The sequence below is a fragment of the Corynebacterium silvaticum genome, assembly GCF_004382825.2.
Taxonomy (GTDB): domain Bacteria; phylum Actinomycetota; class Actinomycetes; order Mycobacteriales; family Mycobacteriaceae; genus Corynebacterium; species Corynebacterium silvaticum.
The window spans coordinates 80,745-94,363 of sequence record NZ_SDQO02000005.1; the positions used below are offsets into that span (position 1 = coordinate 80,745).

Sequence of the window (13,619 nt, forward strand, 5' to 3'; positions counted from 1 at the left end):
GTTAGTTGTACATGCTTATCTCGCAAAACTGGGTAACGAGACTGCTAGGACATTCCAACAAGGGATGGTACTTGACCCCGGAAGAACTAGACGCAGGTTATGTTCGTGTCGGGTTTGAGACCGAAGGCTATGAGGGAATCGCGGAGACAACCGGGCCGTTGGTGCTCGGACGCGTGGAAACGATCGAGGAACTTACAGGCTTTAAAAAGCCCATCCGCCATTGCCACGTAAACGTAGGCGATGCTAACGGGACCGGTGATCTGCAGTCCATCGTGTGTGGCGCACGTAATTTCCGCGAAGGCGACCTCGTGGTGGTTTCCCTGCCAGGTGCTGTTTTACCTGGTAATTTTGCAATTTCTGCCCGAGAGACGTATGGGCGTATGTCCGCTGGAATGATTTGTTCGGCAGCTGAATTAGGGCTCGCGGACAAGCAGAATTCAGGAATTATTACCTTGCCGGAAGGCGTGGGAACACCCGGCGATGATGCTCGCGCCATCGCGGGCTTAGAAGACACTATTTTTGATGTTAACGTCACTCCAGATCGTGGATATGCGCTTTCTGCGCGAGGCTTGACCCGGGAACTAGCCTCTGCGTTTAACCTCGACTACGCTGACCCTGCGGCAGACCTTCGGGTTGCGGGGATTGATGTTTCTGCAGTTCCTGGAGCAGCTAACACATCGCTTTCGGTTGAGCTTAAGCCTGAAACAAAGGCAGTGCGTTTTGGCCTGCGTAAAGTAACTGGAATTGACCCGGCTGCTGAGTCTCCTTTCTGGCTACAGCGCGAGTTGATGCTGTCTGGGCAACGGCCAGTTAATCCTGCCACTGACGTGACCAACTACATCATGCTGCTCTTGGGCCAGCCAATGCATGCTTTTGATGCAGACGTGATCACCGGCGACCTTGTTGTGCGCTGCGCTCACGCTGGCGAGCAGCTGGAGACCCTCGACCACATCACCCGGACACTCTCGGAAGAAGACGTGGTCATCGCAGATGCTGCTGGAATCCAATCACTGGCAGGCGTCATGGGCGGAAATATTTCAGAGATCTCTGCGGAGACTACAAACGTCTACTTCGAGGCGGCTAACTGGGATCCGCTTACAATTGCTCGGACCTCGCGCAGGCATAAGCTCAGCTCCGAAGCTTCTCGACGCTTTGAGCGTGGAGTCGACCCCACGTTAGTGGAGACAGCGCTCGATGCTGCGTGCGCGCTGTTGGTATCGATCGCAGGCGGAACCACCGAATCGGAGCGTACCCTGATCGGGGAAGTTCCTGCTATGACGAAGGTGCGCATGCTTGCGCTTCGCCCAGCGGCGATCGCGGGCGTTGATTATTCTCCTGAAACCGTCATTTCTCGCTTAGAAGAGATCGGCTGCGTGGTGGAACGCGAGGGCGATGAGCTTATTGTGACACCGCCAACATGGCGCCACGATATTACGATGGCAGCTGATCTGGTGGAAGAAGTCTTGCGTTTGGAGGGGCTAGAGCAGATTCCTTCCATCGTTCCTCCCGCTCCAGTGGGCACTGGGCTAAGCCGCGCGCAGAAACGTCGTCGGGCAATAGGGCATTCTCTGGCATATAACGGGTACGCGGAAATTCTGCCCACGCCTTTTATCAAGAGCGACAGCTTTGACCTGTGGGAGCTTCCCTCGGATGACGCTCGTAGACGCACGGTGAAGGTGCAGAACCCACTCGACTCTGATTATGCAATCCTTGCCACCACGCTATTACCGTCCATGCTGGAAGCAGTTGCTCGCAACGTATCCCGTGGGCAGCACTCCGTAAGCCTTTTCGGTCTACAGCAGGTTGCTTTTAACCGTGGCGAGGGCGTTTCCCCAATGCTTGATGTTCGCAGTCGACCAAGCGCGGAGGATGTGCAGGGGCTTTTGGAATCGCTTCCGTATCAGCCACTTCACGTGGCTACGGTTGCCACTGGACAGATTGAAAATGAAGGCCCGTGGGGACAAGGACGCGACTATACGTATGCCGATGCCGTGGAATCGGCACGGGTCGTAGCGCGGGCAGCTGGTGTAGAGCTTGAAGTCTCCAATGCGGAGTATCTTCCGTGGCACCCAGGCCGCTGTGCTGAATTACGCGTGGGTGAGGTAGTTGTAGGTTATGCAGGCGAGCTGCATACGCAGATTCTGGATCGTCTGGGCTTGCCACCGCGCACCTGTGCGATGGAACTCGATATCACTGCGATGCCATTTGATAATGCTTTCCCGGCTCCGGTGTTGTCCGCCTTCCCAACCCTGCACCAAGACTTGGCCCTGGTCGTGGACGAAGACGTACCGGCAGAGTCAGTGCGAAAGGTGATTGCGGAAGCCGCAGGCGAGCTTTTGGAAAAGGTAGAGCTTTTCGACGTCTACCGCTCCGATAACCTCGGGGAAAACAAAAAGTCGCTGGCCTTTTCCTTGGTTTTCCGGGCGCAAGATCGCACTCTTACCGATGAAGAATGCTCCGAAGGCCGACTTGCAGCGGCTGAGGCAGCCACAAAAAAGTTTGGTGCAGCCATGCGTGCTTAATATAAACACGTAGCTAACGCGTCACATATATCCCAAAAGTCGGGTGTGTGGCGCTTTTGTGTTTTTCAAACAGGGGGCATCGGGGTAAATATTCTCGGAATACTTACATGTTACGGAATACTATGTATATAGTGGGGTCATGACGATCACGGTAGCAGTCGCGGGTGCAAGCGGATACGCAGGCGGAGAGATTCTCCGCCTTTTGCTTAACCATCCGCGTTATGTGAGCGGGGAATTAGAAATTGGCACACTAACCGGTTCGTCCACTGCCGGAGAGCCTTTGGGCAAACTCATGCCTCATTTACCGGAGCTTGCGGATCGAGTAGTGCAACCGACGACCCCAGAGCATCTTGCTGGTCATGATGTAGTTTTCTTGGCCTTGCCACACGGACATTCTGTGAAAATAGCTAAGGAATGTCAGGACTCGTGCGTGGTCATCGATTGTGCTGCAGACTTCCGTCTTCACAATCAAAGCGATTGGGACCACTATTACGGGGGAAGTTACTCAGGTTCGTGGCCATATGGAATCCCAGAGATGCCGGGGCATCGTGAACAAATCAGGAGTGCGCGCAAAGTAGCGGTACCTGGGTGCTTTCCTACGGGGGCCACGTTGGCACTATGGCCGGCTATAAAAATGGGCCTTGTAAGGCCAGACGTATCTATTGTTTCTGTCACGGGAGTCTCCGGCGGAGGGAAAAAACCGGCTGTGGGGCTACTAGGTGCGGAAACAATGGGATCATTAAGCGCATATAACGTCGCGGGTAGCCACAGGCATACGCCGGAAATAGTCCAAAATTTGTCAGAATATTCAAGCTCGCCGGTTTCAGTGAGCTTTACTCCAATTCTGGCTCCGTTACCTCGGGGAATTCTTACCACCGCGATAGCTCCGATTGCTCCGGGAGTCTCTCACAGCGACGCCTATAACGCATACGTTAGTTCCTATGAGTCGGAGCCTTTTGTCCAGGTGCTTCCTCCCGGAATGCAGCCTCAGACTCAATCGGTTGTTGGTTCGAACATGTGCCATATCCAGGTAGCTGTGGATTCCACGGCAGAAAAGCTCATCGTTACGTCTGCGATCGACAATCTGACAAAAGGAACAGGCGGAGCCGCAGTGCAATGCATGAATATTATTTTGGGCTGGGAAGAAACGTCAGGGCTTCCGCGTACTGGGACTGCGCCCTAGGGCGGATCTTGTGTATCGGTTCAAAAGGATAAAAGAAAAGGACGCATTATCCATGAGCACTAGTGGCATCACCGCTGTTAAAGGCTTCTCTGCCGCCGCAACAACCGCAGGAATTAAGCCTTCCGGTAATAAAGACATGGCGGTGGTTGTTAACCAAGGCCCAGAGTTTGTAGCCGCCGCAGTTTTTACTAGAAACAAAATTGTGGCAGCGCCTGTGAAACTGAGCAAGAAGTCGGTAAGCGATGGAACCTTGAAGGCCGTTGTCTTTAACTCCGGGAATGCCAATGCCTGCAATGGGGTACAAGGCGAGCAGGATGCTCAAGCCATCGTGGATGCAGTGGCGCGGTCACTTTCGCTCAAAAGCAACGACATCGCGGCATGCTCTACGGGGTTGATCGGAGAACCTTTGCCCGTCGAAAAGCTACTAGCGGCGACTTCTGTGCTTGTCGACGGCCTAGGCGACCACGGCGAACAAGCAGCCGAAGCAATCATGACTACAGACACCGTCAGTAAACAAGCAGTGCTCAAAGAGGCCGATTGGTCGGTAGGTGCAATGGGCAAAGGCGTAGGAATGATGGCGCCTTCGTTGGCCACGATGTTGGTGTGCATTACTACGGATGCCTCGGTGTCTTCAGAAGTTGCACAATCTGCGTTGGAAAAAGCTGCAGCGAAGACTTTTAATACCCTCGATATTGATGGTTCTACCTCCACCAACGACACCGTGATACTGATGGCAAACGGCGCATCGGGCATAACTCCCAGCACAGAAGCCTTTGAGGCTGCGATATGTGCAGTGTGCGCTGATATAGCCGATCAGCTGCAATCGGATGCAGAAGGGGTAACAAAACGGGTTCGCATTACAGTGACCGGTGCTACCAACGATGACCAAGCGCTTCAGGCCGCGCGTACTCTGGGTCGGGACAATCTGTTTAAATGCGCGATGTTTGGGTCAGATCCAAACTGGGGAAGAGTCCTTGCGGCTATCGGTATGGCAGAAGCCGACATGGACCCCGATAATATTTCAGTTTATTTTAATGACCAGCCAGTATGCCTAGCATCGACTGGAACACCTCATGCCCGAGAGGTTGACTTAAGCGGAACCGACATCGATGTTCGCGTTGACTTGGGCACTACTCACACAGGAACTGCCTTTATCCGGACAACGGACTTGTCCCATGCATACCTGGAAATCAACTCAGCTTATTCCTCCTAACAAGTAGAGGGACAAAATGAGCATCACGACCTACGCTCATTCCCGAAACGGAGAAAGGCATTGTCTATGACAGATATGCTTGATCATCTCAGCGCACAAGATAGGGCTACGGTGCTAGCTGAGGCTTTGCCGTGGCTACAGCATTTTCGTGACAAGATTGTGGTCGTGAAATATGGCGGCAACGCGATGGTAGATGAATCTCTCAAAGCCGCATTCGCTGCCGACATGGTCTTTTTACGTACCGTCGGAGCAAAACCCGTGGTAGTGCATGGCGGAGGGCCGCAGATTTCCTCCATGCTGAATAAATTAGGTTTAGAAGGCGAATTTAAAGGAGGCTTTCGGGTAACCACTCCTGAAATTATGGAAGTGGTACGGATGGTGCTCTTTGGGCAAGTGGGACGGGACCTTGTAGGTTTGATCAATTCCCACGGCCCGTACGCGGTTGGCACATCAGGTGAAGACGCGGGGTTGTTTCAAGCAGAAAAACGACTTGTAGCGGTGGGCGGACAAGCTACCGATATTGGTTTGGTGGGCGACATTACAGCTGTCAACCCCGCGAGCCTCATGGATATCATCGAGGCCGGAAGAATACCCGTAGTATCTACGATTGCTCCCGGTGATGACGGAGAAATATACAACGTTAATGCGGACACAGCGGCAGGTGCACTTGCCTCAGCCATCGGCGCGGAACGGCTGCTTATTCTCACCAACGTGGAGGGCCTCTATACGGCGTGGCCAGATCAAGGCTCTCTTGTTTCCAAAATCAGCGTAGCGGAGCTTCGCGCGATTATTCCTACCTTGCATGCAGGCATGATTCCGAAAATGGAAAGTTGCCTTAACGCCGTTATAAAGGGCGTACCTGCAGCGCATGTGATTGATGGGCGCACTCCGCACGCAGTTCTCCTGGAACTTCTGACCTCCGGCGGTATTGGCACGATGGTGACTCAGGATGCGGCGATCCCAGAAGCAACAATTTTTAGACACACACAAGGAGGGAAATGATGAAGGAAGAAAATATATGTCAGACTAAAAACCATGCTGAGCGCCAGTCTGCGCAAGAAAAGTGGTCTGACGTTTTGATGAACACCTATGGGACCCCAGCGTTGGAACTCGTTGATGGACACGGGGCACTAGTCACTGATTCCCTGGGCAGAGAACATATTGATCTTCTTGCTGGAATTGCCGTGAACTCTTTGGGACATGGGCATCCCGCTATTGCAGAGGCGGTAACAACACAGATCCAGAGCTTCTCCCATGTGTCTAACCTTTTTGCTTCTGCACCTGTGGTGAATGCCGCAGAAAAAATCATTCAATGGTTTGGCCACGGACAACCGGATTCGGACGCGATAATTTCTGATACGCGAGTATTCTTTTGTAACTCAGGAACCGAGGCAAACGAGGCTGCTTTTAAGATTGCTCGATTGAGCGGGCGAAGCCGAATTTTTGCAGCACACTATGGTTTTCACGGAAGAACAATGGGGGCATTGGCACTAACCGGACAACCAGAAAAACAAGCTCCTTTTGCTCCTCTGCCTGCCGGCGTCGAGTTTTATCCTTATGGAGACCTTGACTATCTGCGCAAGCTTGTCGCTATAAATCCTCACGACGTAGCTGCCATTTTTCTCGAGCCAATTCAGGGAGAAACCGGCGTAATTCCAGCGCCTGAAGGATTCCTGCAAGGAGTCCGGAGCTTATGTACTGACAACGGCATCCTGATGGTGGTCGATGAAGTTCAAACCGGTGTCGGGCGTACCGGAGACTTCTTTGCATTCCAACACGATGGGGTGTTGCCGGACGTCGTTACCATGGCAAAAGGCTTAGGCGGGGGGTTACCTATCGGAGCATGTGTGGCGCATGGAAAGGCAAAGGATTTATTTACTCCTGGATTGCATGGAACCACCTTTGGCGGGAACCCTGTGGCCTGCGCAGCGGCGGGCGCAGTACTGGACGTGATAAATGAGGGTTTGATCACCGACGTCCGTGCAAAAGGGAAACTCTTTAAAGACAAGCTATCAGACTTGAAATCCGTCGATCATGTGCGCGGTCGAGGTCTCATGTTGGGGGTAGTGCTGAAGCAGCCTGTCGCAAAAATTGCGGCGCAACGGGCAGCAGATTTTGGTGTGGTCCTCAACGCTCCATCGGAATTCGTCTTAAGAATCACCCCGCCATTAATTATCGACACTGAACACATAGTGGAAGCAGTCGGGCGCATAGAGCGTCTGCTTGATTCCCTGACTGCCCCTACTGAGTGAAAGGACCTTGCACACTAATGAACACGGACACAACGATGACTTCTCATGACGCCTTTGGCACCTTTGATGCTCCAAAGGCTGGAAAAGCCTTAGCGCGACATTTTTTAGCTGATGATGATCTCACGCCTTCGGAGCAGCGTGAGGTGTTAGAACTGGCCGCGCAGCTCAAGAAGTATCCGTACTCTTTGCGCCCACTGGAGGGGCCTCAATCAGTCGCGGTTTTGTTTGATAAGACATCAACGCGGACAAGGTTTTCTTTTGACGCGGGGATTGCGCAGCTGGGAGGAAACGCGATCGTTGTAGATACCAACGCTTCCCAGATGGGCAAAGGAGAGACCTATCAAGATACCGGCGCAGTTCTTTCCCGGTTTACCTCGGCCATCGTGTGGCGCACATTTGCACACAGTAACCTTGTGGAGATGGCTCAGACTGCCACGGTGCCCATTATTAATGCGTTGTCTGATGATCTTCATCCGTGCCAAATCTTGGCGGATCTGCAGACCTGTGTTGAGCATCTTTGTGTAGAAGAAGGTCCCAGCGGCTTGCGTGGGAAAAAGGCTGTCTATCTCGGAGACGGCAGCAATAACATGGCGAACTCGTATCTCATTGGTTTTGCCACGGCAGGCGTAAACATAAGCATTATTGCTCCAGCTGATTTTCAACCTAAGGAAGAGTTTGTAGCACGTGCTAAAAAACGTGCTGAGCAAACCGGGGCGGTAGTCACTGTGACTGATGATCTTGATGAAGTGTCAGGGGCGCATATTGTGATTACAGATACATGGGTGTCTATGGGGATGGAGAAAGACGGTATTGATCGTCGAACTCCTTTTATTCCTTATCAAGTTAACGATGCCATTATGGATCGTGCTGATGAGGGCGCTATATTTCTTCATTGCCTCCCCGCATATCGGGGGAATGAAGTTGCTGCTTCTGTTATTGATGGTCCGCAGTCTGTGGTCTTTGATGAGGCGGAAAATCGCCTACATGCGCAGAAAGCACTCATGTCTTGGCTGCTGGATCACCAACCGACAGCCTAGGATAGATGCGTAAAAGCGATATAAAAGAATTCGGTGCCCCGCATAACTTTAGGGGAGCGAAGAGAAAGTTGTGAGGAAGAATCCATGAGCACTAGTCCGATTACGCGAACGGTTCGGCAAGCCTTGATTCTTGATTTGCTCGAACAAAACCAAGTGTCGAGCCAAATGCAATTGTCCGATCTGCTTAAAGCGAAGGGCGTTGAAATCACCCAAGGAACGCTATCGCGTGACCTGGATGAACTCGGGGCAAAAAAGGTTCGCCCTGAGGGCGGGCGTGCGTTTTATGCGGTGGGAGCTGCAGATGAGGCAGCAGTGCCGTCGACGGTAGGCACTCGGGAGAAGCTTCGCAAGATGCTTGACGACTTGCTCGTTTCCGTTGACCACTCCGGCAACATTGCTGTCTTGCGTACCCCACCTGGGGGTGCTCCATTCTTGGCCTCGTTCATCGACCGTGTGGGAATGGAAGAAGTGGTTGGAACTATCGCTGGCGATGACACCGTTTTTGTTCTTGCACGCGATCCAATGACTGGTCAGGACCTTGGGGAATTCCTTAGCCAAAGACGCTCAGGATACTGATCTGGATGTTTTTCACTCGACTTAGTGGCAATAAAAGCAGTGTCATGGCTTCCTGAGTCATGAGTTTTCTGGCCTCTTTCCAAGGAACGGAAAATCCCGCTTCGCAATTTATGGGGATGAGTGCATAAACTACCTAAAGAAGAATTCATATATGTAGAACATCCAAACTTATGGATAGTTTAGTAGCGATAAACCTGCGTCTTTTCCATAAAATCTGCATAATGATCAAAATTTCATCTCATATTCAATTCAGTTGAGAATTTTTAAGGAGCAAACATGACCAATCGTGTCGTTCTGGCGTACTCCGGCGGGCTTGATACTTCTGTAGCTATTCCTTATCTGGCAAAAATGACCGGAGGCGAGGTCGTTGCGGTTTCGCTTGATCTGGGCCAAGGCGGCGAGGATATGGAGTCCGTGCGGCAGCGTGCACTCGACTGCGGTGCGGTTGAGTCCATCGTGATTGACGCTAAAGATGAGTTTGCCAACGACTATTGTCTGCCTACGATCAAAGCAAACGGCATGTACATGAAGCAGTACCCTTTGGTCTCTGCTATCTCACGTCCGCTGATCGTAAAGCACCTAGTAGAGGCCGCTAAGGAGCACGGCGGTACACATGTCTCACATGGTTGCACGGGCAAAGGAAACGATCAGGTCCGATTTGAGGTTGGTTTCCGCAACCTAGCGCCAGAGTTGGAGATCATTGCTCCTGCGCGTGATTACGCGTGGACGCGCGATAAAGCTATTGCATTTGCGGAAGAGATTAATCTTCCTATTGAGCAGTCAAAGAAGTCGCCCTTCTCTATTGATCAGAACGTGTGGGGCCGTGCTGTTGAAACCGGTTTCTTGGAAGACCTTTGGAATCCTCCAACAAAGGATTTGTACTCTTACACCGAAGATCCTGCGTTGGGCAATGCTCCCGATGCACTGATTATTACTTTTGAGGCCGGTGCTCCTGTCGCCATTGATGGCCGCAAAGTTACTGTTCTGCAGGCAATTGAAGAACTGAATCGTCGTGCAGGTGCACAGGGCATCGGGCGTCTGGATATGGTCGAGGATCGCCTTGTTGGCATTAAGTCTCGCGAGGTCTACGAGGCACCGGGTGCGATTGCGTTGATTACTGCTCACCAGGCTATGGAAGACGTCACTCTTGAGCGTGAGGTCGCCCGCTATAAGCGCGGTATCGACGCACGTTGGTCCGAGGAGGTATACGACGGCCTGTGGTACGCGCCGCTGAAGCGCTCGCTCGATGCTTTTGTGGACTCCACCCAGGAGCACGTCTCTGGTGATATCCGCATGGTGCTTCACGCTGGAAAGAGCATTGTCAACGGACGCCGCTCCGCACACTCACTGTATGATTTTGATCTAGCGACCTATGACACCGGTGATACGTTCGATCAGACCTTGGCCAAGGGCTTTGTTGAGCTGCATGGTTTGTCTTCCAAGATCTCGAACCGCCGTGACCGCGAGGCTCGCTAACGTGAATAAACACGGAACAAATGAAGGTGCGCTGTGGGGAGGAAGGTTTTCCGGCGGCCCCAGCGAAGCGATGTTTGCGCTGAGCGTGTCCACTCATTTTGACTGGGTTCTTGCTCCCTATGATGTTCTAGCCTCCAAAGCTCATGCCAAGGTACTGCATGCGGCGGGGTTGCTGAGCAGCTCAGATCTAGAGATCATGCTGGCTGGCCTTGAGCAGCTGGGCAAGGACGTAGCAGATGGGTCTTTTACTCCTTTGCCCAGCGATGAAGACGTCCATGGAGCAATGGAACGCGGACTCATCGAGCGCGTAGGCCCTGAAGTCGGCGGACGTTTGCGCGCAGGCCGTTCAAGGAACGATCAAGTTGCGACGCTCTTCCGCATGTGGGTTAGGGACGCGATACGAGGTATCGCTGTCGGCGTTACCGAGCTTATCGACGCCCTCGTGCAACAGGCGAGCGCGCATCCAGCAGCGATCATGCCAGGCAAGACCCATTCCCAGGCTGCGCAGCCGGTTTTGCTGGCTCACCAGCTGCTAGCCCACGCACAGCCGTTGCTGCGTGACGTAGACCGAATTCAGGATCTGGATAAGCGCTTAGCGGTGTCCCCATACGGTTCAGGAGCACTCGCGGGTTCGTCCTTGAATCTTAACCCTGAGGCGATCGCGGAAGAGCTGGGATTTGATTCTGCAGCGGACAACTCCATCGACGCTACGTCCTCTCGGGACTTTGCATCTGAGACAGCTTTCGTTTTGGCCCAGATTGCAGTTGATATGTCGCGCCTTGCAGAAGAAATCATTTACTGGTGCACGCCGGAATACGGTTATGTCACGTTGTCTGATGCATGGTCGACCGGAAGCTCAATCATGCCTCAGAAGAAAAACCCTGATGTGGCGGAGCTCACTAGGGGAAAGACGGGTCGCTTGATCGGCAATCTTGCTGGACTCATGGCAACCCTTAAGGCTCAGCCTTTGGCTTACAACCGCGATCTTCAAGAGGATAAAGAACCCATTGTCGATTCGGCTGCGCAGTTGAACTTGCTTCTGCCTGCGATGACGGGTCTAGTGTCTACCCTTGAATTTCACGAAGAACGTATGGCTGAGCTTGCTCCAGCTGGATATACGTTGGCTACGGATCTGGCTGAGTGGATGGTTCGTGAGGGCGTGCCTTTTAGGGAAGCGCATGAAGCTTCTGGAGCATGTGTGCGGATTGCAGAGCAACGTGGAGTGGGACTCGATGAGCTCACGGATGAGGAATTCGCAAGTGTCGACTCACGTTTGACCCCTGCAGTTCGAGACGTGCTCACGGTGGAAGGTGCAGTCGCTTCACGAGCGACGCGCGGAGGTACCGCTGGGGTACAGGTAGCCAAACAACGGGAACGCGTTGAACTAGCGTCTGCGGAGTTACGCCGTTGGGCTGAAACTCCTGTTCGCTAGTAAACCTGCTACGTCGAAAAGCCTCGATCCCTATTTCTTTATCTAGATAGGGTATCGGGGCTCTGTGACTATCACCGGTCCATCAGTCGGGCGATGCGCCAATGTTGTACGCTAGAAAACCATGAGTATCGATCCCCAGCTGCTAGAAGTTCTCGCATGTCCCCAAGACAAAGGACCGTTGCGTTATCTAGAGCAGGATAATGTCTTGGTCAACGATCGCCTTGGTATTGCCTATCGAATTGAAGACAATATTCCGGTAATGCTTGAAGATGAAGCGATTACGTGGCCCCAAGGGAAAACCCAGTAGTTTTCCATTTATTTCACAATACTCACACAATCAAGGAACCTATCTACATGTCCCAGCATGGCAATATCGTTGATGAACTCCTGTGGCGCGGTCTCATTAACGATTCCACAGACATTGATGCACTGAGAGAAGCATGCGAACAGCCGATTACTCTTTATTGCGGCTTTGATCCCACCGGCGATTCCCTGCACGCGGGCCATCTAGTTCCTATGGTTATGCTGCGCCGTTTCCAGCAGTTTGGGCATAGGCCACTGACTCTAGCCGGCGGAGCCACAGGCATGATCGGCGATCCGCGTGAGGTGGGGGAACGCGTCATGCTCACAGAGGATAAAGTTGCGCAGAATCTTGAGGCTATTAAAAAGCAACTTCGGCGTTTTGTCTCTTTTGAATCCGGTCAGAACAACGATGCGATCATGGTCAACAATGCTGACTGGACTGCCGGGATGTCAGTGATCGAATTCTTGCGCGATGTAGGAAAGAACTTTTCGCTGAATACGATGCTGGATCGAGAGACAGTGAAGCGTCGTCTTGCTAGAGACGGCATCTCTTACACCGAATTCTCTTATATGCTTCTGCAGTCAAACGATTTTGTCCATCTGCGCAAAAAATACGATTGCATCCTTCAGATTGGTGGCGGGGATCAATGGGGCAACATCATCTCGGGTGTTGACCTGAACCGACGAGTTGATGGCACAAAAGTCCATGCTTTGACGGTTCCGCTGGTAACTGATGCTCAGGGGCAAAAGTTTGGTAAGTCTACTGGCGGCGGAAAGCTATGGCTCGACCCTGAGCAGACCAGTCCCTACTCCTGGTACCAGTATTTCCTCAATGCTGGAGACACAGTCGTTATCGATTACCTCAAGTGGTTTACGTTCCTAACGGAGTCCGAGATTGCGGAACTGGAAGTCCAGGTAGCAGAGGCTCCTCATAAGCGCGAAGCACAGCGGAGACTTGCCCGAGAGATGACAACTCTTGTCCATGGCGAAGCCGCTACTACTGCCGTGGAATTAGCTGCTCAAGCCCTTTTTGGCAAAGCCTTGCTTGAAGACCTTGATGAGCAGACTCTGATTGGAGCGGTTTTTGAAACCCCAGTCGCAGAGATTGCGGCCGGTGAGGCTCGAACCATCATTGACCTACTCGTTGCTTCAGGCCTCGCGGAATCCAAGGGTGCCGCTCGACGCGCAGTAAAAGAGGGCGGTGCATACGTAAATAACGTTCGCATTAACGACGAAACCTGGGAACCGAGCAGCCAGGATCTGCTTCATGGAACGTGGGTTGTTCTACGTAAAGGGAAAAAGAACTTTGCGGGTGTTCGGTTTAACGCTTAGCTATTAAAAGGACCTTGAGAAGAAAGAAGTTCTTCTCAAGGTCCTTTTGCGTATCCGGTTCCTGGTAATCGGGAATCCACCATCTAGGGCTGTTGGGTGCGCTGAAAATAGCGTTGAGGGGGAGATCTGAAAACTCTCTGCGATTGATCTGCTTTAAATACGCCTGTGAGCTGGGGATTTGTGTGTTCTGTAAGTGGTGTGTAACTTTATGTGAGTCGCCGCGACCGACAGCGCCCCTCACAGAGGCAAACACCACGAAGGTGATTGTGAATCAGTGAGTGTAAGGCGAGAGG

At 52.5% G+C, this 13,619-nt stretch carries 11 protein-coding genes; all 11 read left to right on the top strand.

Going from position 1 to position 13,619, the window contains the following annotated elements; genetic code table 11:
• The first annotated feature begins 11 nt into the window (after nucleotides 1-11).
• Nucleotides 12-2,522, top strand: a complete 2,511-nt coding sequence (pheT, locus tag ET810_RS11785) for a phenylalanine--tRNA ligase subunit beta (protein WP_087453887.1) — start codon at nucleotides 12-14, stop codon at nucleotides 2,520-2,522.
• Nucleotides 2,523-2,661: 139 nt separating this feature from the next.
• Complete coding sequence (gene argC / locus ET810_RS11790) at nucleotides 2,662-3,705, top strand: N-acetyl-gamma-glutamyl-phosphate reductase (protein WP_087453888.1); 1,044 nt, start codon at nucleotides 2,662-2,664, stop codon at nucleotides 3,703-3,705.
• Between the two features lie 52 nt (nucleotides 3,706-3,757).
• On the top strand, nucleotides 3,758-4,918 hold the full coding sequence (gene argJ, locus ET810_RS11795) for a bifunctional glutamate N-acetyltransferase/amino-acid acetyltransferase ArgJ (RefSeq protein WP_087453889.1): 1,161 nt from the start codon (nucleotides 3,758-3,760) through the stop codon (nucleotides 4,916-4,918).
• A 66-nt stretch (nucleotides 4,919-4,984) separates the two neighbouring features.
• Entirely contained in the window at nucleotides 4,985-5,920 is a 936-nt protein-coding gene (gene argB / locus ET810_RS11800) for an acetylglutamate kinase (protein ID WP_087453890.1), read from the top strand.
• On the top strand, nucleotides 5,920-7,170 hold the full coding sequence (locus ET810_RS11805; protein WP_087453891.1) for an acetylornithine transaminase: 1,251 nt from the start codon (nucleotides 5,920-5,922) through the stop codon (nucleotides 7,168-7,170). The genes argB and ET810_RS11805 overlap by 1 nt, the downstream gene beginning before the upstream one ends.
• Nucleotides 7,171-7,205: 35 nt before the next feature.
• Nucleotides 7,206-8,207, top strand: coding sequence for an ornithine carbamoyltransferase (gene argF, locus ET810_RS11810; protein WP_087454877.1), 1,002 nt, complete (start codon nucleotides 7,206-7,208; stop codon nucleotides 8,205-8,207).
• A gap of 84 nt (nucleotides 8,208-8,291) precedes the next feature.
• A complete protein-coding gene (locus ET810_RS11815) occupies nucleotides 8,292-8,783 on the top strand; it encodes an arginine repressor (protein ID WP_087453892.1) in 492 nt (163 codons plus the stop codon).
• Between the two features lie 276 nt (nucleotides 8,784-9,059).
• On the top strand, nucleotides 9,060-10,259 hold the full coding sequence (locus tag ET810_RS11820; RefSeq protein WP_087453893.1) for an argininosuccinate synthase: 1,200 nt from the start codon (nucleotides 9,060-9,062) through the stop codon (nucleotides 10,257-10,259).
• A 1-nt stretch (nucleotide 10,260) separates the two neighbouring features.
• On the top strand, nucleotides 10,261-11,691 hold the full coding sequence (gene argH / locus ET810_RS11825; protein WP_087453894.1) for an argininosuccinate lyase: 1,431 nt from the start codon (nucleotides 10,261-10,263) through the stop codon (nucleotides 11,689-11,691).
• A 121-nt stretch (nucleotides 11,692-11,812) separates the two neighbouring features.
• Entirely contained in the window at nucleotides 11,813-11,998 is a 186-nt protein-coding gene (locus ET810_RS11830) for a Trm112 family protein (RefSeq protein WP_013911392.1), read from the top strand.
• Between the two features lie 47 nt (nucleotides 11,999-12,045).
• Nucleotides 12,046-13,326 carry a tyrosine--tRNA ligase gene (tyrS, locus tag ET810_RS11835; RefSeq protein WP_087453895.1) on the top strand — a complete coding sequence of 427 codons (1,281 nt, stop codon included), beginning with the start codon at nucleotides 12,046-12,048 and terminating at the stop codon, nucleotides 13,324-13,326.
• Nucleotides 13,327-13,619 lie beyond the last annotated feature (293 nt).

Coding starts and splice junctions, on each gene's coding strand:
- pheT (WP_087453887.1), top strand. CDS start 12: ATGCTTATCTCGCAAAACTGGGTAACGAGACTGCTAGGACATTCCAAC.
- ET810_RS11820 (WP_087453893.1), top strand. CDS start 9,060: ATGACCAATCGTGTCGTTCTGGCGTACTCCGGCGGGCTTGATACTTCT.
- ET810_RS11805 (WP_087453891.1), top strand. CDS start 5,920: ATGAAGGAAGAAAATATATGTCAGACTAAAAACCATGCTGAGCGCCAG.
- argC (WP_087453888.1), top strand. CDS start 2,662: ATGACGATCACGGTAGCAGTCGCGGGTGCAAGCGGATACGCAGGCGGA.
- argB (WP_087453890.1), top strand. CDS start 4,985: ATGACAGATATGCTTGATCATCTCAGCGCACAAGATAGGGCTACGGTG.
- ET810_RS11830 (WP_013911392.1), top strand. CDS start 11,813: ATGAGTATCGATCCCCAGCTGCTAGAAGTTCTCGCATGTCCCCAAGAC.
- argJ (WP_087453889.1), top strand. CDS start 3,758: ATGAGCACTAGTGGCATCACCGCTGTTAAAGGCTTCTCTGCCGCCGCA.
- ET810_RS11815 (WP_087453892.1), top strand. CDS start 8,292: ATGAGCACTAGTCCGATTACGCGAACGGTTCGGCAAGCCTTGATTCTT.
- tyrS (WP_087453895.1), top strand. CDS start 12,046: ATGTCCCAGCATGGCAATATCGTTGATGAACTCCTGTGGCGCGGTCTC.
- argF (WP_087454877.1), top strand. CDS start 7,206: ATGACTTCTCATGACGCCTTTGGCACCTTTGATGCTCCAAAGGCTGGA.